The organism is Enterobacter sp. JS8-1 (assembly GCF_049187015.1).
Taxonomy (GTDB): Bacteria; Pseudomonadota; Gammaproteobacteria; order Enterobacterales; family Enterobacteriaceae; genus Enterobacter; species Enterobacter mori.
Genome location: NZ_CP185805.1, coordinates 3,352,432 through 3,373,374, shown reverse-complemented (window position 1 = coordinate 3,373,374; position 20,943 = coordinate 3,352,432). Strand labels below are relative to the sequence as shown.

Here is a 20,943-nt window from a genome sequence, read left to right as displayed (position 1 = left end):
CGGAATCCTTAAAGTCAAAACTCAGCGTTAACCCGGCTGACATATATGCCTGGCGGCGAGATTATGGCACACTTGGCAGGTTTTCTTCCTCTCAAACAGGTACTCAGACGTGAAAATCCTCGTTGATGAAAATATGCCTTACGCCCGCGAGCTGTTTAGCCGCCTTGGCGATGTTAAGGCTGTCCCTGGTCGCCCGATTCCGGTGAACGAACTGGATGATGCCGATGCCCTGATGGTGCGCTCGGTGACCAAAGTAAATGAGACGTTGCTCTCCGGCAAAACGGTGAAATTTGTCGGCACCGCAACGGCTGGGACCGATCATGTGGATGACAAGTGGCTTAAGCAGGCGGGGATCGGTTTTTCCGCCGCGCCGGGCTGTAACGCCATTGCCGTTGTGGAATACGTTTTCTCCTCGCTGCTTATGCTGGCCGAGCGCGATGGTTTTGCGCTGAAAGACCGCACCGTGGGGATTGTCGGCGTGGGCAACGTGGGCGGTCGCCTGCAAAAGCGTTTTGAAGCATTAGGGATCCGCACCCTGCTGTGCGACCCGCCGCGCAAAGATAACGGCGATGAAGGCGACTTCCGCTCGCTGGATGAGCTGGTTGAACAGTGTGATGTGATCACCTTCCACACGCCGCTGTTTAAAGAGGGGCCGTATAAGTCTCTTCATCTGGCCGATGAAACGCTGATCCGCCGTCTGAAGGCTGGCACTATTCTGATAAATGCCTGCCGTGGCCCGGTCGTGGACAACGCCGCGCTGCTGACATGTCTGAACGAAGGACAAAACCTCAGCGTGGTGCTGGACGTCTGGGAACCCGAGCCGGAACTCAACGTTGAGCTACTCAACAAGGTGGACGTGGGCACCGCGCATATCGCTGGCTATACGCTTGAAGGCAAAGCGCGCGGCACGACGCAGGTGTTTGAAGCCTACAGCGCCTTTATCGGTCATCCGCAGCAGGTAGCGCTGGATACCTTACTCCCAGCGCCAGAATTTGGTCGCATCACTCTGCACGGCCCGCTCGATCAGGCAACGCTGAAAAGGCTGGTGCATTTGGTGTATGATGTGCGCCGCGATGACGCGCTGCTGCGTAAATCAGCGGGTTTGCCGGGTGAGTTTGATAAGCTGCGCAAAAACTATGTTGAGCGCCGTGAATGGTCTTCCCTGTATGTGATGTGCGACGATGCGTCGGCGGCGACGCTGCTGCATAAACTCGGGTTTAACGCCGTTCATCACCCGGCACGTTAATGTCTTCTTAATGCTCCCTGTCGGAAACTCCGACAGGGACGCTTTTTTATTTCTGGAGTAAACCACCATGTCTGAAGGCTGGAACATTGCCATTTTAGGTGCCACGGGTGCCGTGGGCGAAGCCCTGCTCGAAACCCTTGCTGAGCGTCAGTTCCCGGTGGGCGACATCTATGCGCTGGCGCGTACCGACAGCGCAGGTGAGCATCTGCGTTTTAACGGTAAATCCGTCATGGTCCAGGACGCGGCTGCGTTTGACTGGACGCAGGCGCAGCTGGCGTTTTTCGCCGCGGGCGCTGAAGCGACTGCTGCGTACGTTGAAGAGGCGACCAACGCAGGCTGCCTGGTGATCGACCTGAGCGGCCTGTTCTCAATGGAGCCGGATGTGCCGCTGGTGGTGCCGGACGTGAACCCGTTCGTGCTGGCTGACTACCGCAACCGCAACGTCATCGCGGTACCGAACAGCCTGACCAGTCAGCTGCTGACTGCGCTGAAACCGCTGATCGACGACGGCGGCCTGTCTCGTATTAATGTGACCAGCCTGCTGTCGGCCTCCGCTAACGGTAAAAAAGCGGTCGATGCGCTGGCCGGACAGAGCGCCAAGCTGCTGAACGGTATTCCGATTGATGAAGATGATTATTTTGGTCGCCAGCTGGCATTCAACATGCTGCCACTGCTGCCGGATCGTGAAGGTTCCGTGCGCGAAGAGCGTCGTATCGTCGATGAAGTGCGTAAAATTCTGCAGGATGAAGGACTGATGATCTCCGCCAACGTTGTGCAGTCGCCTGTCTTCTACGGCCACGCGCAGATGGTTGGCTTTGAAGCCCTGCGCCCGCTGGCGGCGGAAGAAGCGCGCGATGCGTTTGGCCGCGGTGAAGATATCGTCCTTTCCGAAGAGAGCGAATTCCCGACCCAGGTGGGCGATGCCACCGGTAGCGCGCATCTTTCCGTTGGCTGCGTGCGCAACGATTACGGCATGCCGGAGCAGGTTCAGTTCTGGTCCGTTGCCGATAACGTACGCTTTGGCGGCGCGCTGATGGCAGTTAAAATCGCCGAGAAGCTGGTGCAGGAGTACCTGTACTGATGTCAGAAGTGGAACAAAAGCCGGTCCATAGAATTGCCCTCGGCATTGAGTACGATGGCAGTAAATATTATGGCTGGCAGCGTCAGAACGAAGTGCGCAGCGTTCAGGAAAAGCTGGAGAAAGCGCTTTCTCAGGTAGCGAATGAGCCGATTAACGTCCTATGCGCAGGCCGAACCGACGCCGGTGTTCACGGCACAGGGCAGGTGGTGCACTTTGAAACCACCGCCGTGCGCAAGGATGCTGCCTGGACGCTGGGTGTAAATGCGAATTTACCTGGTGACATTGCCGTGCGTTGGGTGAAAGCTGTGCCGGATGATTTTCATGCGCGTTTCAGCGCCACTGCGCGCCGTTACCGCTACGTCATCTACAACCAGCGTCTGCGTCCGGCAGTGTTAAGCCAGGGCGTGACGCATTTTTATGAGCCGCTTGATGCAGAACGTATGCAGCGTGCGGCGCAGTGTCTGATTGGAGAAAATGACTTTACGTCGTTTCGTGCGGTGCAGTGTCAGTCCCGTACGCCGTGGCGTAACGTCATGCACATTAACGTCAGTCGTTATGGCGCGTATGTGGTGGTCGATATCAAAGCCAATGCCTTTGTACATCATATGGTGCGGAATATTGTTGGCAGCCTGATGGAAGTGGGTGCCGGACACCAGCCGGAGAGCTGGATTGCAGAACTGCTGGCAGCGAAGGACAGAACGCTTGCGGCAGCAACGGCGAAAGCGGAAGGGCTGTATCTGGTCTCGGTGGATTATCCGGATCGGTTTGACCTGCCAAAACCGCCAATGGGCCCGCTGTTTCTAGCGGACTAAACAAAGGTGCAATTAAGGCTTAGACAATATGGACGTAATACGTTTTCTGATTGATTTCATTCTGCATATTGATGTTCACCTGGCGGAACTGGTCGCGCAGTATGGCATCTGGGTATATGCCATTCTGTTCCTGATCTTGTTCTGTGAAACGGGTCTGGTGGTGACACCGTTCCTGCCCGGAGATTCGCTGCTGTTTGTGGCCGGTGCGTTGTCCGCTCTGCCGACCAATGACCTGAATGTCCATCTAATGGTTGTGCTGATGATCATCGCCGCCATTGTGGGAGACGCGGTCAATTACACCATCGGGCGCGTGTTTGGAGAACGGTTATTCAGTAATCCGGATTCCAAAATTTTCCGCCGCAGCTATTTAGATAAAACGCATGCCTTCTACGAGCGTCACGGCGGCAAAACCATTATTCTTGCCCGTTTTGTCCCCATCGTTCGTACCTTTGCACCGTTTGTGGCAGGAATGGGGCATATGTCCTATCGTCATTTTGCGATGTATAACGTTGTCGGTGCGCTGCTGTGGGTACTGCTCTTTACTTACGCAGGCTACCTGTTTGGCGATCTGCCAGTGGTTCAGGAAAACCTTAAGTTGCTGATTGTAGCGATTATTGTGCTTTCCGTACTGCCGGGTGTTATCGAAATCATCCGTCACAAACGGGCGGCAGCTAAACAAGCGAAGTAAATGCACGCTGGCGGTTCGACCACTTTTTTATCCAAAGTTTCGGGCTGTTATGTTTTAATGTGCAACATTCATGGTCTGTTGGAGGCAAAAATGGCATTATTCGCCTCTTATAGCAAAACTGGCATACGACCAGGTTCAGGCAGAAAGGTTATCAATGAGCTGGATTGAACGAATTAAAAGCAACATTACCCCAACGCGTAAAGCGAGCATTCCTGAAGGGGTATGGACGAAGTGTGATAGCTGCGGCCAGGTTCTGTATCGTGCAGAACTGGAACGCAATCTTGAAGTGTGTCCAAAATGTGACCACCACATGCGTATGTCGGCGCGCAACCGCCTGCATAGCCTGCTGGACGAAGGCTCTCTGGTAGAGCTGGGCAGCGAACTTGAGCCAAAAGACGTGCTGAAGTTCCGCGATTCCAAAAAATACAAAGATCGTCTGGCCTCTGCACAGAAAGAGACCGGCGAGAAAGACGCGCTGATCGTTATGAAAGGCACCCTGCATGAGATGCCGGTTGTTGCCGCGGCGTTTGAGTTCTCCTTTATGGGCGGCTCAATGGGCTCCGTGGTTGGTGCGCGCTTCGTGCGTGCCGTTGAGCAGGCGCTGGAAGACAACTGCCCGCTGATCTGCTTCTCCGCTTCAGGTGGCGCACGTATGCAGGAAGCGCTGATGTCCCTGATGCAGATGGCGAAAACCTCTGCAGCGCTGGCGAAAATGCAGGAGCGCGGTCTGCCGTACATTTCTGTACTGACCGACCCAACCATGGGCGGCGTCTCTGCAAGCTTCGCGATGCTGGGCGATCTGAACATCGCTGAGCCAAAAGCGCTGATTGGCTTTGCCGGTCCTCGCGTTATCGAACAAACCGTACGTGAAAAACTGCCGCCGGGCTTCCAGCGCAGTGAGTTCCTCATCGAGAAAGGCGCTATCGACATGATCGTTCGCCGCCCGGAAATGCGCCTGAAACTGGCAAGCGTCCTGGCGAAGCTGATGAATCTGCCCGCGCCGAACCCGGATGAGCCACGCGAAGGCGTGATCGTACCGGATCAGGAACCCGAGGCCTGATAACTGAAAAGGGCAGGGCCGGTTGGCGCTGCCCTTTTGCTTTCTAATCTGTTAATGACAACCGGGCATTATGGAAAATAAAAGCATTCCCCAAGCCACGTCGCCCCTGGCCGCGTGGCTTTCTTATCTGGAAAACCTGCACAGTAAAACCATCGATATGGGGCTTGAACGCGTAAGCCAGGTCGCTGCGCGTCTTGATGTGCTCAAACCGGCTCCGTTCGTGTTCACCGTCGCGGGCACCAACGGGAAAGGCACGACCTGCCGCACGCTGGAATCTGTCCTGATGGCGGCGGGTTACAAGGTAGGCGTTTACAGCTCTCCACATCTGGTGCGCTACACCGAGCGGGTGCGCGTGCAGAACCGTGAACTGTCGGAATCTGCCCATACGGCGTCATTCGCGGAAATTGAAGCTGCACGCGGTGAGATCTCATTAACCTATTTCGAATACGGTACGCTTTCAGCGCTGTGGCTGTTCAAACAGGCGCAGCTTGACGTGGTGATTCTGGAAGTCGGGCTCGGTGGTCGTCTTGACGCCACCAATATGGTGGATGCGGATGTCGCCGTCGTCACCAGCATTGCGCTGGATCATACCGACTGGCTGGGGCCAGACCGTGAAAGCATTGGCCGTGAAAAGGCCGGTATCTTCCGGGCGAATAAGCCCGCCGTAGTCGGCGAGCCGGACATGCCGCATACCATCGCCGACGTGGCGAATGAGAAGGGCGCTCATTTAATGCGCCGCGACGTGGACTGGCACTATGAGGTTCAGGACAACGGCTGGCGCTTTAGCGATGCGCAGGATGCGCTGGACGACCTGCCGCTGCCGCAGGTACCGCAGCCGAACGCCGCCACCGCACTGGCGGCACTGCGTGCCAGTGGATTGACGGTGAGCGAGCAGGCGATCCGCGACGGTATCCAGAACGCGATCCTGCCGGGGCGTTTCCAGATTGTCAGCGAGTCGCCGCGTCTTATTCTGGACGTGGCCCACAACCCGCACGCGGCGGCGTATCTGGCAGGACGTCTCAAATCGTTACCAAAAACCGGGCGCGTGCTGGCGGTTATCGGTATGCTTCATGATAAAGATATCGGCGGGACGCTGGCCTGCATGGAGAGTGTGGTCGATAGCTGGTATTGTGCTCCTCTGGAGGGGCCGCGTGGCGCGACGGCTGAGCAGTTGATGGAACATCTCGGCACAGGCGCAATCTATAGTAGCGTGGCTCAGGCCTGGCATGCTGCGATGGCGGATGCTAAACCAGAAGATACCGTGCTGGTGTGTGGTTCATTCCACACGGTGGCACATGTCATGGAAGTGATGGACGCGGGGAGAACCGGTGGCGAGTAAGTTTCAGAACCGTTTAACAGGAACCATTGTGCTGGTCGCGCTCGGAGTGATTATTCTTCCGGGACTGCTCGACGGGCAGAAAAAGCATTATCAGGACGAATTTGCGGCCATTCCGCTGGTGCCGAAACCGGGCGATCGCGATGAGCCAGACATGCTGCCCGCCGCGACGCAGGCGCTACCTGCTCAGCCGCCAGAGGGCGCGGCAGAAGAGGTGCGCGCAGGCGATGCTGCCGCACCATCGCTCGATCCTTCTCGCCTGGCTGCGAATAACAATATCGAAATCGATCCGGTGCCGGTAGAACAGCCTAAGGCTGTTGAAAAACCGAAGCCTGTCGAGAAACCGCAGCCGAAGCCGCAGCGGGATAAAGCGGCAGAGCAGCTGGCTGCAGCGTCAGAAACCCCACCACCGGCGAAACAGGACGCGGCACCGACGGGTAAAGCCTACGTTGTTCAGCTTGGCGCATTGAAAAACGCCGATAAAGTCAACGAGGTGGTGAGTAAACTGCGCGGTGCGGGATACCGTGTTTACACTTCACCTTCCACGCCGGTGCAGGGTAAAATTACCCGTATCCTGGTGGGGCCTGAAGCGTCGAAAGATAAGCTGAAAGGGTCGCTGGGTGAGCTGAAGCAGATCTCCGGGCTGAGCGGTGTGGTGATGAACTACAGCGCGAACTGACACGATCTTGCCCCTCACCCTAACCCTCTCCCCAAAGGGGGGGAGGGGATAGACTCCTCCCTCTCCCTTGAGGGAGAGGGCCGGGGTGAGGGGGAACAGACGTCCACAGAGGCGTCAAAAGGCCCATGGCGTTGAACATTTTTTCAGCGCCTTTTTTATTTACGCGCGGGAAGGAAATCCCTACGCAAACGTTTTCTTTTTCTGTTAGAATTCGCCCCGAACTGGATGACAGGGCGTTAAATCGTGGGACACATATGGTCTGGATTGATTACGCCATCATTGCGGTGATTGGTTTTTCCTGTCTGGTTAGCCTGATCCGTGGCTTTGTTCGTGAAGCGTTATCGCTGGTGACATGGGGTTGTGCTTTCTTTGTTGCCAGTCATTACTACACTTACCTGTCTGTCTGGTTCACGGGCTTTGAAGATGAACTGGTCCGAAACGGAATCGCCATCGCGGTGCTGTTTATCGCGACGCTGATTGTTGGCGCTATCGTCAATTACGTGATAGGTCAGCTGGTCGAGAAAACCGGTCTGTCAGGAACGGACAGGGTGCTCGGGATCTGTTTCGGTGCGTTGCGAGGCGTGCTGATTGTGGCCGCGATACTGTTCTTCCTGGATACCTTCACCGGGTTCTCCAAAAGCGAAGACTGGCAGAAATCGCAGCTCATTCCAGAGTTCAGCTTCATCATCAGATGGTTCTTTGACTATCTGCAAAGCTCGTCGAGTTTTTTGCCCAGGGCATAAACCCTGAGATGTGGCTTAACGAGGAAAAGACGAATGTGCGGTATTGTCGGTATCGCCGGTTTCATGCCGGTAAACCAGTCGATTTATGACGCGTTAACGGTGCTTCAGCACCGTGGGCAGGATGCTGCGGGTATCATCACCATTGATGCAAACAACTGCTTCCGTTTACGCAAGGCGAATGGCCTGGTAAACGATGTGTTTGAAGCCCGCCATATGCAGCGTCTGCAAGGTAATATGGGGATCGGTCACGTTCGTTATCCTACTGCTGGCAGTTCCAGCGCCTCTGAGGCACAGCCTTTCTACGTCAACTCACCGTATGGCATCACCCTTGCTCATAACGGCAACCTGACCAACGCGCACGAGCTGCGTAAAAAGCTGTTCGAAGAGAAACGTCGCCACATTAACACCACCTCTGATTCTGAAATCCTGCTCAATGTGTTCGCCAGCGAGCTGGATAACTTCCGTCACTACCCGCTGGAAGCAGACAACATCTTTGCTGCCATTGCCGCAACAAATCGTCAGATCCGCGGCGCGTATGCCTGCGTGGCGATGATTATCGGTCACGGCATGGTCGCCTTCCGCGATCCAAACGGCATTCGTCCTCTGGTGCTTGGCAAACGTGAGCTCGGCGATGGTCGTACGGAGTATATGGTCGCCTCTGAAAGCGTGGCGCTGGACACGCTGGGCTTTGAATTCCTGCGTGACGTTGCGCCCGGTGAAGCGGTCTACATCACTGAGAAGGGCCAGCTGTTTACCCGCCAGTGTGCTGACAATCCGGTCAGCAACCCGTGCTTGTTCGAATACGTTTACTTCGCCCGTCCGGATTCCTTCATCGACAAGATTTCCGTCTACAGCGCGCGCGTGAACATGGGTACGAAGCTCGGCGAGAAGATTGCCCGCGAGTGGGACGATCTCGATATCGACGTCGTGATCCCTATCCCGGAAACCTCCTGTGATATCGCGCTGGAAATCGCGCGTATTCTGGATAAGCCTTACCGTCAGGGCTTCGTGAAGAACCGCTACGTTGGCCGCACCTTTATCATGCCGGGCCAGCATCTGCGCCGTAAGTCTGTACGTCGTAAGCTGAACGCCAACCGCGCCGAGTTCCGCGACAAGAATGTACTGCTGGTGGATGATTCCATCGTTCGCGGTACGACGTCTGAGCAGATTATCGAAATGGCACGCGAAGCCGGTGCGAAGAAAGTGTACCTGGCGTCTGCGGCGCCAGAAATTCGCTTCCCGAACGTGTACGGCATCGACATGCCAACCGCGACGGAGCTGATCGCTCACGGTCGTGAAGTGGACGAAATTCGCCAGATCATCGGTGCTGACGGTCTGATTTTCCAGGATCTGAACGATCTGATCGACGCGGTGCGTGCTGAGAACCCGGACATTCAGCAGTTCGAATGCTCAGTGTTTAACGGCGTGTACGTGACCAAAGACGTTGACCAGCAGTATCTCGACTACCTGGATTCCCTGCGTAACGACGATGCGAAAGCCGTCCAGCTGCAGAACGATCTTGAAAGCTTAGAGATGCACAACGAAGGTTGATGCTTCTGCAGGTGAGGGCAGACGCCCTCACTTGCAACTCCCCGCAAAATCCTGCACAGTCTGCCCTGAATCAGTAAGGGCAAAAATCATGAAACGACTCATTATTGGGATCAGCGGTGCCAGCGGCGCGATTTACGGCGTACGTCTGTTGCAGGTGCTGCGTGACGTTGCGGATGTGGAAACCCATCTGGTGATGAGCCAGGCGGCGCGCCAGACCCTCTCCCTTGAAACCGACCTTTCCCTGCGTGACGTTCAGGCGCTGGCGGATGTCGTCCACGATGCCCGCGATATCGCAGCCAGTATCTCTTCAGGCTCGTTTAAAACGGCGGGTATGGTTATCCTGCCCTGTTCAATAAAAACGCTCTCCGGCATTGTGAACAGCTATACCGATACCCTGGTGACGCGTGCGGCGGATGTGGTGCTGAAAGAGCGTCGTCCTCTGGTACTCTGCGTGCGGGAAACACCGCTGCATCTGGGGCATCTACGCTTAATGACGCAGGCGGCTGAACTGGGGGCTGTCATCATGCCACCGGTCCCCGCGTTCTACCATCGCCCGCAAACGCTGGATGACATCATCAACCAGACCGTTAACCGCGTGCTGGATCAGTTTGATATAGACCTGCCGGAAGACCTCTTCACCCGCTGGCAGGGTGCCTGAATTTGTGCACAAACAAGGTGCATGAAAAGACAAGTTGCCCTGTTTCAGGGCAATTATGCAACGGCGATCATATCCTCGACATTTAATTCGTTTTTTCCCTTCTTCCCTCTCCGGTTCGTTCGGCAGACCTGCTATCTTTCACCACTAAGGCAATATCGCAACGTTTTATTAACATATTTAACGTCGAATTTTTGACCAGACGGGAATGTGGCATAAGACCTGCAAGAGAAGCCTGCAACACAACACACTACACAATACATAATAAAATCACGGTACTTGAGGGTAAATGTATGAAGAAGACGGTTCTGGCTCTGTCTTTGCTCGTGGGGTTAAGTGCAGCAGCAGGTAGCTATGCAGCACTGCCACAGACGGTTCGTATCGGTACAGACGCAACCTACGCGCCATTCTCTTCCAAGGATGCGAAAGGCGATTTCGTGGGGTTTGATATCGATCTGGGAAATGAAATGTGCAAACGCATTGCGGTGAAATGCACATGGGTGGGCAGCGACTTTGACGCATTGATCCCGTCGCTGAAAGCCAAAAAAATCGACGCCATTATCTCTTCTCTCTCCATCACCGAAAAACGTCAGCAGGAGATCGCCTTCTCTGACAAGCTCTACGCTGCGGATTCTCGTCTGATTGCCGCCAAAGGCTCCCCGATTCAACCAACCATCGACTCGCTGAAAGGCAAGCATGTCGGCGTGCTTCAGGGATCGACGCAGGAAGGTTTTGCTAATGCCAACTGGCGTGAGAAGGGCGTAGATGTGGTGGCTTACCAGAACCAGGATCTGATTTACTCTGACCTGGCAGCAGGCCGTCTGGATGCCGCATTCCAGGATGAAGTCGCCGCGAGCGAAGGCTTCCTGAAGCAGCCAGCCGGTAAAGAGTACGCCTTTGCGGGCCCGTCCGTGAAAGACAAAAAATACTTTGGTGACGGCACCGGTATCGGCCTGCGTAAGGACGATACCGAGCTGAAAGCCGCCTTTGACAAAGCCTTCGCTGAGCTGCGTAAAGACGGTACCTATGACAAACTGGCGAAGAAATACTTCGACTTCAACGTCTACGGTGACTGACGCATAACGGTGATGCACTGACCTGGTGCGTCGCTGGTGTGGGTGATCCGATATGGTGCAGCGTGTGCACCATATTGGGTCGTCGTGTGCATACTTACGCATTTATAATGCAAAAAATCCCGCCTTAAAGGCATTATTCTTTGCCTGACAGCGTGGATTAATGGCACATTAACCGCACCCCGTCGTCGTAAAAAACCGTATGAAGACAGTTTGTTGAGGATAGATATGAAAAAACTCGTGTTGTCACTCTCTCTGGTACTGGCCTTTTCCAGCGCCACCGCGGCATTCGCCGCCGTTCCGCAAAAAATTCGTATTGGTACTGACCCTACCTATGCCCCCTTTGAATCGAAGAATGCGAAGGGTGAACTGGTGGGTTTTGACATCGATCTGGCCAATGAGCTGTGCAAACGTATTAAAGCGCAATGTACCTACGTTGAGAACCCGCTGGATGCCCTGATCCCATCGCTGAAAGCGAAAAAAATCGACGTCATCATGTCCTCTCTTTCCATCACTGAAAAACGCCAGCAGGAGATTGCCTTCACCGACAAACTCTACGCAGCGGATTCTCGTCTGGTGGTGGCTAAGTCTTCAGACATTCAGCCTACCCTTGAGTCGCTGAAGGGCAAACGCGTCGGCGTGCTGCAGGGCACCACGCAGGAAACCTACGGCAACGAACACTGGGCGCCGAAGGGGATCGAAATCGTCTCTTATCAGGGCCAGGAAAATATCTACGCAGACCTGACGGCAGGCCGAATTGATGCGGCATTCCAGGATGAAGTCGCGGCAAGCGAAGGCTTCCTGAAAACGCCGGTGGGTAAAGATTACAAATTTGGCGGCCCGTCCATTAAGGACGTGAAGCTGTTTGGTGTGGGCACCGGTATGGGCCTGCGCAAAGAAGACAACGAGCTGCGTGAAGCGCTGAACAAAGCCTTCGCCGAAATGCGTGCTGATGGCACCTATGACAAGCTGGCGAAAAAGTACTTTGATTTTAATGTTTACGGCGGCTAATCGCCCCGTCAAATAACGTGCGGCCCCTCCCACTCAGGGAGGGGAAAAGACACGGTTCCACCACTCACGACACGACAGGGCACGCGGTATGCTGTACGGATTTTCTGGCGTTATTTTACAAGGCGCGCTTGTCACCCTTGAGCTGGCTATCAGCTCCGTGGTACTGGCGGTGCTGATAGGTCTGGCGGGCGCAGGGGCAAAGCTGTCGGCGAATAAACCCCTGGCGCTCATATTCGAAGGCTATACCACGCTTATTCGCGGCGTACCCGATCTGGTGCTGATGCTGCTGATCTTTTACGGTCTGCAGATCGCGCTGAACGGCATTACCGACGCCGTCGGCATGGAACAGATCGATATCGACCCGATGGTAGCCGGTATTATTACCCTCGGCTTTATCTACGGTGCTTACTTCACGGAAACCTTCCGTGGCGCTTACATGGCCGTCCCGAGAGGGCACATTGAAGCGGCAACCGCATTTGGTTTTACCTCCTCACAAACGTTTCGCCGGATCATGTTCCCGGCCATGATGCGCTATGCGCTTCCGGGCATCGGAAACAACTGGCAGGTTATCCTCAAAGCGACAGCGCTGGTCTCGCTGCTTGGTCTGGAAGACGTCGTCAAAGCGACTCAGCTGGCGGGCAAGAGTACCTGGGAGCCCTTCTACTTTGCGGTAGTCTGTGGCGTGATTTATCTGGTGTTTACGACGGTCTCCAATGGTGTGCTGCTTCTGCTCGAGCGTCGCTACTCCGTGGGTGTGAAGAGGGCTGACCTGTGATTGAGATTATTCAGGAATACTGGAAATCCCTGCTGTGGACGGATGGCTACCGCTTTACCGGCGTGGCGATTACGCTCTGGCTGCTGATTTCTTCCGTGGTGATGGGCGGTATTCTGGCGGTGTTTCTCGCCATTGGCCGCGTGTCGAACAACAAATTTATCCAGTTCCCGATCTGGCTGTTCACCTATGTGTTTCGCGGTACGCCCCTGTACGTGCAACTGCTGGTGTTCTATTCGGGAATGTACACGCTGGAGATCGTGAAAGGCACAGAGATGCTCAATGCGTTCTTCCGCAGCGGTCTGAACTGTACGGTGCTGGCGTTGACGCTCAATACCTGCGCCTATACCACTGAGATCTTTGCAGGGGCGATCCGCTCTGTCCCTTACGGTGAAATCGAAGCGGCGCGTGCGTACGGCTTTTCCTCAGTGAAGCTTTACCGCTGCATCATTCTGCCGTCGGCGCTGCGCATTGCGCTGCCTGCGTACAGCAACGAAGTGATTCTGATGCTGCACTCCACCGCGCTGGCCTTTACCGCGACGGTGCCGGACCTGCTCAAAATCGCGCGCGATATTAACTCCGCGACCTATCAGCCGTTTACTGCGTTTGGCATTGCGGCCGTGCTCTATTTAATTATCTCTTATGTTCTGATTAGCCTGTTCCGTAAGGCTGAAAAACGCTGGTTGCAGCATATAAAACCTTCGACGCACTGAGAAAGATGATGGCTGAGAACAAATTAAACGTTATTGATTTGCACAAACGCTACGGCGAACATGAAGTGCTGAAAGGGGTGTCGCTGCAGGCTAACGCAGGCGATGTGATCAGTATTATCGGCTCATCCGGTTCGGGTAAAAGTACCTTCCTGCGCTGCATTAACTTCCTCGAAAAGCCGAGCGAAGGCTCGATCGTGGTGAGCGGACAGAATATCAATCTGGTGCGCGATAAAGACGGCCAGCTGAAGGTGGCAGATAAGCATCAGTTGCGCCTGCTGCGTACGCGCCTGACGATGGTGTTCCAGCACTTCAACCTCTGGAGCCACATGACGGTGCTGGAGAACGTGATGGAAGCTCCGGTTCAGGTACTGGGTCTGAGCAAGCAGGAAGCCCGCGAACGCGCGGTGAAATACCTTGCGAAAGTGGGTATCGACGAGCGCCAGCAGATGAAGTACCCGGTGCATCTCTCCGGCGGTCAGCAGCAGCGTGTCTCCATCGCCCGCGCGCTGGCGATGGAGCCAGAAGTGCTGCTGTTCGACGAACCGACCTCCGCGCTGGACCCGGAACTCGTTGGCGAAGTGCTGCGCATCATGCAGAAGCTGGCTGAAGAGGGCAAAACGATGGTGGTGGTGACGCACGAGATGGGCTTTGCCCGTAACGTCTCCAACCACGTTATTTTCCTGCATCAGGGGAAAATTGAAGAGCAGGGGCATCCGGACGAGGTGTTAGCGAACCCGCAAAGCCCGCGTTTGCAGCAGTTCCTGAAGGGATCGTTGAAGTAGGTTTTGCCCTTCTCCCCTCTCCCAGTGGGAGACCGCAGTACCGCCAAATCGCCCGGTGGCGCTTCGCTTACCGGGCCTACGGGCTGGGTGTTCTCCCTCTCCCTGTGGGAGAGGGCCGGGGTGAGGGCATCAAACCGCAGCACACTCCAGCCGATACACCCAGTCGTCATACCGTACGCCGTCAATCTCATACGCCTTTTCCAGCACCAGCGTACGCACAAACCCCGCTTTCTCTAGCACCCGCACAGATCCGCCGTTGTCCGCCAGCACGTACGCGTTAATCGCTTTTACGCTGGTCTGGCTAAACGCATAGTCACATACCGCGCGCAGCGCCTCGCTGGCGATGCCTTTTCCCTGCGCGGCAGGCACAACCGTGTAGCCGATATCCGCCTCTTCACGGTTCTCAGGGCTGATTTGCAGGCCGATATCGCCCAGCGGCGTATCGTCATCCTGAAAACGAATAACGAAAACATACTCCGCCATCAGGCGTGCGGCAAACACGCGTCGGGTCTCTTTTTCGGGTGCAATAGCGGCCATATAGCGCATGACGTCGCGGTTTTCGCGCAGCGAGCGGAAGAACGCCCAGTCAGAGGGTTCGAAAGGAGTCAGGTGAAGCCGGGGAGTGGTGATGGTTGCCATTGTTACGCCATTTCATCGGAACATGGCGTATCACTGTAACATATTCAGCGCACCACATCCCCCAGCGCCTCTTCTAAATCATACCAGCGGAAGGCAAACCCGGCCGCTTCCAGACGTTTTGGCAGCGCGCGCTGCCCGCCCAGCACCAGCACCGATGATTCTCCCATCAACAGCCGGATCGCCGTCGCAGGCACGCGTAAAATCGCCGGACGATGCAGGGCATGCCCCAGCGCGTGGGCAAACTGTTCATTACGCACCGGATAGGGCGCAACCATGTTAAACGGCCCGCGCAGATCGTTATCCAGCAGCCAGATAATGCCGTTCACCATATCGTCGATGTGGATCCACGCCAGATACTGACGCCCGTTGCCAATTGGCCCGCCGAGCCCCAGCTTGAAGGGAGGAAGCATTTTACCCAGAATGCCGCCTTTCGGCGCAAGTACCACGCCGGTACGCAGCAGGCAGACGCGGGTACGATCGCTCTGCGCCGCGCAGGCGATACGCTCCCACTGGGCGCAGAGTTTATGGGTAAATTCATTATGCGGCGGCTCCTCTTCGGTCACCACCACTTCGCCGAGATCGCCGTAATAGCCCGTCGCAGAGCCTGAAATGAGCACCGATGGCGGCGTATGGCTGTTGCGAATCAGCTCGACCAGCTTCTCGGTGATAGTCCAGCGGCTGCTGCACAACCGCTGCTTCTGCTCTTCGGTCCAGCGCTTGTCGGCAATGGGTTCACCCGCGAGGTTGATGACGGCGTCAAAGCCGTCCAGATTCTGCTGCTCAGCCAGACCTTTCCAGATGTCGACACCTGCCCCCAGCACCTGACGTGCTTTCTCCGGGCTGCGCGTCACCACGGTAATCTCGTGATGCAGCGCGTGCAGACGGGGAATGAGATGACGGCCAATCAGGCCCGTACCGCCGGTCAGCAGAATCTTCATACAACCTCCAGGTTTATGCCTGGCGTCGCCAGCTTAACGTCATGGAAACGGAGTCGGCGTAACGCAGGGCGTGAAGTTTATCGATCTCGACTTCAGCATAAGTGACCCAGTGATGTTCGCGTGCGATGTCGAGCACATCCTGAGTTAATTTTTCCAGCAAAGAGAAGCGGTTGTTCTCCACGTACTGGATAATGTTTTTGGTGATTGTGCGATAGTTCAGCGCGTCATTGATATCTTCGCTGGCCCGCGCTTTGTCTGCGGGGTAGTGAATAACCACATTGATGACAATATCCTGCCGGTTGGCAATCTCTTCCTCTTTGATACCGATGAACGTCCGTAAGCGTAAATTTTTTATACGTATAATCGCGTCATGCTGTGACATTGCAGGTCTTCTCCGTGTCAGTATTTGCTGCCCATAATACATGAGAGCGCGTCATGCACCCAACGGGGCAGTGGTCTAAATCTGCTGGATTATTTGCATGGCGCGCTCGGTCGCAGGGCGGGTCCGAATCCGTTCAAACCAGTTATTCACGGCAGGGTATGTCGCCAGGTCAATTCGGTGTTTTTCATGGGTGTTGATCCACGGCCAGCAGGCGATGTCGGCAATGCTGTAATGATCGCCGCCAAGCCACGGCGTTTTCTCCAGCCGACGATTTAGCACGCCATATAACCGCTGGGTTTCAACCTGATAACGTTCTATAGCATAAGGAATGGGCTGCGGGGCGTAGGCGGTAAAGTGATGATTTTGCCCGAGCATCGGCCCGAGACCGCTCGACTGCCAGAAAAGCCATTGCAGGGTGTGGTGACGCTCACGCAGTTCACCGCTAAGCAGCTTGCCGGATTTCTCCGCCAGATAGAGCAAAATCTCCCCGGATTCAAACAGACTTAACGGTCTGCCGCCGTCGGCAGGAAGATTATCAATAATGGCCGGAATTTTATTGTTGGGCGATATCGCCAGAAAGACCGGCCTGAACTGATCGCCTTTGCTGATATCCACGCGAATGATCCGGTACTCCAGTTCGGCTTCTTCCAGAAAAAGGGTGATTTTATGGCCGTTTGGGGTAGGGGCATAGTAAAGGTCGATCATTCTCAACTCCTGTTAGTGTGAAAAGTGATGCCATAAAAATCAGTATAGGTGCCTGTTGTAAATCGTGAGTTTTCATCAAGTGACAGCGAGCCAAAGAGATTATATGTTGAGTGAAAACCGTTCAGCCAATGAGGAAGTTATGAACCAGCCTGCGATAACGTTGTGGTCCGATGCCTGTTATTTTTCACCCTATGTGATGAGCGTTTACGTCGCTCTGGCGGAAAAAGGATTGTCTTTCACCCTGAAGACCATCGATCTGGACAGTGGCGAACACCTGAAACCGCAGTGGCAGGGTTACGACCTGACCCGACGCGTGCCGGTGCTGGAGATTGACGGTTTTGCATTGAGCGAATCCTCGGCGATCGATGAATACCTTGAAGATCGCTTTGCGCCGCCGGAGTGGGAGCGCATTTATCCTCACGATCTGCAAAAGCGCGCCCGTGCACGGCAGATCCAGGCGTGGTTGCGCAGCGATCTGGTACCGATCCGCGTTGAACGTTCCACTGACGTGGTTTTCGCCGCCGTGAAAAAGCCCGCGTTGAGCGCGGAGGGCAGCGCCAGTGCGCAAAAGCTGATTGAGACCGCGTCTGCGTTGCTGGCGCACGGTAACCCGAATCTCTTCGGCGAGTGGTGCATTGCGGATACCGATCTGGCGCTGATGCTGAACCGTCTGATCCTTAATGGCGACGAGGTTCCTCAACTGCTGGTGGATTATGCTGCATTCCAGTGGCAGCGCGCTTCCGTACAGCGCTATGTGGCACTCTCCGCTAAGCGCGCGGGCTGATAAGCCCTGGTGCTTCAGGTATGATAGGGGCAGTCTGTTTTCCTGAGGAGTGACTGATGAAACTGATGTTTGCGTCGGATATCCATGGATCGCTGCCCGCTACCGAGCGCGTTCTTTCTCTGTTTGCCGAAAGCGGGGCACAGTGGCTGGTGGTGCTGGGCGATGTGTTAAACCATGGCCCGCGAAATGCGTTGCCGGAAGGTTATGCACCCGCGCAGGTGGCGGAAAAACTGAATGAGCATGCCTCGCATATTATCGCGGTGCGCGGTAACTGCGACAGTGAAGTTGACCAGATGCTGCTGCATTTTCCCATCACCGCGCCCTGGCAGCAGGTCCTGCTGGAAAAGAGCCGTCTTTTTTTGACTCACGGTCATCTTTTTAGCCCGGATAACCTTCCTGCACTCGCTGCTGGCGATGTCCTGGTTTATGGTCATACTCATATTCCGGTAGCGGAAAAACGCGGTGAGATTTATCACTTTAACCCCGGTTCGGTCAGCATTCCGAAAGGCGGTTATCCGGCAAGCTATGGCATGCTGGACGGAAATACCCTGAGCGTTATCGCACTTAATGATCAGCAAGTTATTGCGCAGATAGCGATTAATCCGTAAGTTACACCTCAACTGCAAACGCGCCGAAAGAGCGCTTAGACGAGAAGGTTTCCCGATGGTGGAGCAGAATCATTTGGCAAGTACTGAGTGGGTTGACATTGTCAGCGAAGAGAACGAAGTGATCGCGCAGGCCAGCCGCGAACAAATGCGCGCGGAGCGTCTGCGTCACCGTGCAACATACATCGTTGTGCATGACGGCATGGGCAAGATTCTGGTCCAGCGCCGCACGGACACCAAAGATTTTCTCCCCGGTATGCTGGATGCCACGGCGGGCGGCGTTGTGCAGGCAGATGAAGTGCTGCTGGATTCCGCGCGTCGCGAAGCAGAAGAAGAGTTAGGTATCGCCGGTGTGCCGTTTGCCGAGCACGGCCAGTTCTATTTCGAGGACGAAAACTGTCGCGTCTGGGGCGGGCTGTTTAGCTGTGTCTCTCACGGGCCTTTCGCCCTGCAGGAAGAGGAAGTGAGCGAAGTCTGCTGGATGACGCCGGAAGAGATCACCGCGCGTTGCGACGAGTTCACCCCGGACTCCTTAAAAGCACTGGCGCTGTGGATGACCCGCAACGCCAAAAACGAATCCGCTAAGCCAGAAAGCAAAGCGGAAAAAGAGGAAGAGGCTGAGTAAGCCTTAACAGCTTTCCCGCAGACAGAGGCTGGACGCGATAGGTTTATGGTCGCGCCAGTCTCCATCATTCAGACGTTCCAGCAACGCTTTCCCGGCCTCAATTCCAATCTTACGATGCGGTACCGCCATGGTCGTCAGCGGCGGCTGACAGACGCGGCTCACGTCGCTATCGCCAAAGCCTACCACTGCTAGATCGTCCGGCACTTTAATGCGTCGACGCTGGCATTCGTAGAGTGCCCCGCAGGCCAGTTCGTCCGAGACGCACACCAGCGCATCCAGCTCCGGCCAGGCCAGCAGGAATTCCGGCAACTGTGCCGCGCCCGTGGAGAAATTTGGCGGCATGGCGGCGTTAATCACTCTGTTCGGCGACAAATGGTGGCGAAGCATGGCTTTGTACCAGCCCTGCAAATGCTGCTGGAAAATCCACTGCTCCTGGTTTGCGCACAACAGGCCGATATTTTGATAGCCGCGCTGAATCACCATCTCCGTCAGTTCGTACATGGCGGCGACGTTATCAATGCCGATATTCATATCAATCGGATCGGCGCGCATCGCCCCCATTTCCATCACCGGAATGGAGGCATTTTTCAGCCAGTGGCGCACGGTATCCGTGTGCTCGACGCTGAGCAAAATGGCGGCGGCGATATTTGACGCCAGCAGCGTTTCCAGTAATTTCTCTTCTTGCTCAAGACGATGCTGGGACTCTGCCAGCATGATCTGATATCCGGCGGGTTGCAGCACCTGCTGTAGACCGGCGAACATCTCTGAGCAACCGGCTTCGGAGAGGTTAGGAACAACCATTGCGATCGTCCATGAAGAGGCTGACGCCAGCGCGCTGGCCGCAAGATTAGGCATGTAGCCCAGCTCCTGCACCGCAGCGTCTATTTTTTCTCGCAGTTTATCGGAAACCTGTTCGGGCGTGCGGAGCGCACGGGACACGGTCATAGTGCCCACACCGGCAAGCAGTGCGACATCGGCCAGCGTCACCTTACCGGTACTGCGTCGTTTTCGGGTTAGAGACATACACCTTCCTGCTAACAGGGCGCGACTACTTTCATCCTTCGCTTCACGTGAAAGGCAGTATACGCCTTAAATCCCTTTTTTTGCTGTGATTTAGCACCGTGATTGCAATTTGATAGCGCTATCACATTTCTGCATGTTAACTATTGGTAGCGCTATCTTTGTGATCCTGATCGCAGTCATTCGTTGAGGTGTTGAATAAAGTTTGCTCATCTTTAGCGTTGTAGCCGGAGGGCAAAGTGCTCAAAAAATGGATATATGATACAACCATCACGCTGCATGAGAGCGTAGAGGACTGGCCGCAGGCGCTGGAGCTGTGCGCGAAGCCGCTGCTGGATTTGCAGGTGATTTCGCCGGAATACATCACGGCTATCATCGAGCAGCATCATACTTTGGGTCCTTATTACGTGCTGGCACCAGGGCTGGCGATGCCGCATGCGCGGCCGGAAGAAGGGGCGAAAGGACTCGGCCTGTCATTATTAAAACTGAAAAAAGGCGTCTCTTTCGGTGCCGGTGAGTTTGACCCCGTCGACGTGATAGTCATGCTGGCGGCACCGGACAAACATAGCCATATCGAAATGATCTCGGCGCTAGCAGAATTATTTTCCAGCGATGAGGATATGGCTGAATTACATCAGGCGAATACGCGGGAGGAGATAAAAACCATTATTGACCGCTTCTGATTTAATTCTTTAATCCGATTATTCACAACATTACGCGTCAGCGTGGTGGGGCGTACTCTACTCAAAATAAGGGAACAACAATGAAAATCATGGCTATTTGCGGGTCCGGCCTTGGCAGCAGTTTTATGGTCGAAATGAATATCAAAAAGGTACTTAAAAAGCTGGAAATTGAGGCAGAGGTTGAACACTCCGATCTCTCGTCTGCCACGCCTGGCGCAGCCGACCTGTTCGTGATGGCAAAGGACATCGCGGCCAGTGCCAGCGTGCCGGAAAGCCAGCTGGTGGTGATCAACAACATCATCGACATCAACGAACTTGAAGCGCAGCTGCGTGCCTGGTTCGAAAGACAATAACCCTGAT

At 55.2% G+C, this 20,943-nt stretch carries 25 protein-coding genes; 20 read left to right on the top strand and 5 right to left on the bottom strand.

The genetic code is table 11. The features are described from left to right. The first annotated feature begins 109 nt into the window (after positions 1–109). From pdxB to hisP, 15 genes are all read left to right on the top strand, one after another. Positions 110–1,246 carry a 4-phosphoerythronate dehydrogenase PdxB gene (gene pdxB, locus ACOQH0_RS15985; protein ID WP_182945759.1) on the top strand — a complete coding sequence of 379 codons (1,137 nt, stop codon included), beginning with the start codon at positions 110–112 and terminating at the stop codon, positions 1,244–1,246. A 67-nt stretch (positions 1,247–1,313) separates the two neighbouring features. After that, on the top strand, positions 1,314–2,327 hold the full coding sequence (locus ACOQH0_RS15980) for an aspartate-semialdehyde dehydrogenase (RefSeq protein WP_421510796.1): 1,014 nt from the start codon (positions 1,314–1,316) through the stop codon (positions 2,325–2,327). Further along, positions 2,327–3,139, top strand: a complete 813-nt coding sequence (gene truA, locus ACOQH0_RS15975; RefSeq protein WP_042716992.1) for a tRNA pseudouridine(38-40) synthase TruA — start codon at positions 2,327–2,329, stop codon at positions 3,137–3,139. The genes ACOQH0_RS15980 and truA overlap by 1 nt, the downstream gene beginning before the upstream one ends. 28 nt (positions 3,140–3,167) lie before the next feature. Further along, a complete protein-coding gene (locus ACOQH0_RS15970; protein ID WP_303568988.1) occupies positions 3,168–3,827 on the top strand; it encodes a DedA family protein in 660 nt (219 codons plus the stop codon). A 154-nt stretch (positions 3,828–3,981) separates the two neighbouring features. Next, positions 3,982–4,887: an acetyl-CoA carboxylase, carboxyltransferase subunit beta gene (gene accD, locus ACOQH0_RS15965; RefSeq protein WP_010433245.1), complete on the top strand. Its 906-nt coding sequence runs from the start codon at positions 3,982–3,984 to the stop codon at positions 4,885–4,887. Positions 4,888–4,957: 70 nt separating this feature from the next. Beyond that, the gene (gene folC, locus ACOQH0_RS15960) at positions 4,958–6,226 is read left to right on the top strand and encodes a bifunctional tetrahydrofolate synthase/dihydrofolate synthase (protein WP_421510795.1); all 1,269 of its coding nucleotides are present in this window, start codon (positions 4,958–4,960) and stop codon (positions 6,224–6,226) included. After that, entirely contained in the window at positions 6,216–6,902 is a 687-nt protein-coding gene (gene dedD / locus ACOQH0_RS15955; RefSeq protein ID WP_126544345.1) for a cell division protein DedD, read from the top strand. The genes folC and dedD overlap by 11 nt, the downstream gene beginning before the upstream one ends. Positions 6,903–7,156: 254 nt before the next feature. Beyond that, positions 7,157–7,645, top strand: a complete 489-nt coding sequence (gene cvpA, locus ACOQH0_RS15950) for a colicin V production protein (RefSeq protein WP_000262116.1) — start codon at positions 7,157–7,159, stop codon at positions 7,643–7,645. Between the two features lie 33 nt (positions 7,646–7,678). Next, on the top strand, positions 7,679–9,196 hold the full coding sequence (gene purF / locus ACOQH0_RS15945; protein WP_010433256.1) for an amidophosphoribosyltransferase: 1,518 nt from the start codon (positions 7,679–7,681) through the stop codon (positions 9,194–9,196). Between the two features lie 88 nt (positions 9,197–9,284). Beyond that, positions 9,285–9,854 carry a UbiX family flavin prenyltransferase gene (locus tag ACOQH0_RS15940; protein ID WP_010433259.1) on the top strand — a complete coding sequence of 190 codons (570 nt, stop codon included), beginning with the start codon at positions 9,285–9,287 and terminating at the stop codon, positions 9,852–9,854. Between the two features lie 290 nt (positions 9,855–10,144). After that, positions 10,145–10,927, top strand: a complete 783-nt coding sequence (gene argT, locus ACOQH0_RS15935) for a lysine/arginine/ornithine ABC transporter substrate-binding protein ArgT (RefSeq protein WP_014171026.1) — start codon at positions 10,145–10,147, stop codon at positions 10,925–10,927. A gap of 225 nt (positions 10,928–11,152) precedes the next feature. Then, the gene (hisJ, locus tag ACOQH0_RS15930; RefSeq protein WP_010433264.1) at positions 11,153–11,935 is read left to right on the top strand and encodes a histidine ABC transporter substrate-binding protein HisJ; all 783 of its coding nucleotides are present in this window, start codon (positions 11,153–11,155) and stop codon (positions 11,933–11,935) included. A gap of 88 nt (positions 11,936–12,023) precedes the next feature. Beyond that, positions 12,024–12,710: a histidine ABC transporter permease HisQ gene (locus tag ACOQH0_RS15925; RefSeq protein ID WP_089597903.1), complete on the top strand. Its 687-nt coding sequence runs from the start codon at positions 12,024–12,026 to the stop codon at positions 12,708–12,710. Then, positions 12,707–13,420, top strand: coding sequence for an ABC transporter permease (locus ACOQH0_RS15920; RefSeq protein ID WP_010433272.1), 714 nt, complete (start codon positions 12,707–12,709; stop codon positions 13,418–13,420). Before ACOQH0_RS15925 ends, ACOQH0_RS15920 begins: the two co-directional genes overlap by 4 nt. 8 nt (positions 13,421–13,428) lie before the next feature. Next, positions 13,429–14,202, top strand: a complete 774-nt coding sequence (gene hisP, locus ACOQH0_RS15915; protein ID WP_010433274.1) for a histidine ABC transporter ATP-binding protein HisP — start codon at positions 13,429–13,431, stop codon at positions 14,200–14,202. A 129-nt stretch (positions 14,203–14,331) separates the two neighbouring features. Here the strand turns inward: hisP and ACOQH0_RS15910 are convergent, their stop codons facing one another. The 4 genes from ACOQH0_RS15910 to yfcG form a co-directional block, all read right to left on the bottom strand. Further along, positions 14,332–14,841 carry a GNAT family N-acetyltransferase gene (locus tag ACOQH0_RS15910; protein WP_218307718.1) on the bottom strand — a complete coding sequence of 170 codons (510 nt, stop codon included), beginning with the start codon at positions 14,839–14,841 and terminating at the stop codon, positions 14,332–14,334. A gap of 44 nt (positions 14,842–14,885) precedes the next feature. Then, positions 14,886–15,779, bottom strand: a complete 894-nt coding sequence (locus ACOQH0_RS15905) for a TIGR01777 family oxidoreductase (protein WP_148400455.1) — start codon at positions 15,777–15,779, stop codon at positions 14,886–14,888. A gap of 13 nt (positions 15,780–15,792) precedes the next feature. Next, positions 15,793–16,161: a dihydroneopterin triphosphate 2'-epimerase gene (gene folX / locus ACOQH0_RS15900; protein ID WP_010433280.1), complete on the bottom strand. Its 369-nt coding sequence runs from the start codon at positions 16,159–16,161 to the stop codon at positions 15,793–15,795. A gap of 75 nt (positions 16,162–16,236) precedes the next feature. Then, a complete protein-coding gene (gene yfcG / locus ACOQH0_RS15895) occupies positions 16,237–16,866 on the bottom strand; it encodes a GSH-dependent disulfide bond oxidoreductase (protein ID WP_010433282.1) in 630 nt (209 codons plus the stop codon). A 139-nt stretch (positions 16,867–17,005) separates the two neighbouring features. Here yfcG and yfcF point away from each other — a divergent pair, with 139 nt between their 5' ends. Genes yfcF through yfcD form a run of 3 tightly spaced genes read left to right on the top strand, consistent with a single transcriptional unit; the run spans position 17,006 to position 18,880 of the window. Beyond that, a complete protein-coding gene (gene yfcF / locus ACOQH0_RS15890; RefSeq protein ID WP_218307716.1) occupies positions 17,006–17,650 on the top strand; it encodes a glutathione transferase in 645 nt (214 codons plus the stop codon). Between the two features lie 56 nt (positions 17,651–17,706). Next, a complete protein-coding gene (gene yfcE / locus ACOQH0_RS15885; protein ID WP_010433287.1) occupies positions 17,707–18,258 on the top strand; it encodes a phosphodiesterase in 552 nt (183 codons plus the stop codon). Between the two features lie 55 nt (positions 18,259–18,313). Next, positions 18,314–18,880 (top strand): NUDIX hydrolase YfcD, encoded by a 567-nt coding sequence (yfcD, locus tag ACOQH0_RS15880; protein ID WP_010433290.1) that lies wholly within the window; start codon positions 18,314–18,316, stop codon positions 18,878–18,880. Between the two features lie 3 nt (positions 18,881–18,883). On the opposite strand, the gene ACOQH0_RS15875 is transcribed toward yfcD, so the two are convergent. Further along, on the bottom strand, positions 18,884–19,903 hold the full coding sequence (locus tag ACOQH0_RS15875; protein ID WP_010433293.1) for a LacI family DNA-binding transcriptional regulator: 1,020 nt from the start codon (positions 19,901–19,903) through the stop codon (positions 18,884–18,886). Positions 19,904–20,139: 236 nt separating this feature from the next. Between ACOQH0_RS15875 and ACOQH0_RS15870 the strand changes: the two genes are divergently transcribed. Beyond that, positions 20,140–20,583 (top strand): PTS sugar transporter subunit IIA, encoded by a 444-nt coding sequence (locus ACOQH0_RS15870; protein WP_421510794.1) that lies wholly within the window; start codon positions 20,140–20,142, stop codon positions 20,581–20,583. A gap of 80 nt (positions 20,584–20,663) precedes the next feature. After that, positions 20,664–20,936 (top strand): PTS sugar transporter subunit IIB, encoded by a 273-nt coding sequence (locus ACOQH0_RS15865; RefSeq protein ID WP_003861447.1) that lies wholly within the window; start codon positions 20,664–20,666, stop codon positions 20,934–20,936. Positions 20,937–20,943: the final 7 nt, after the last annotated feature.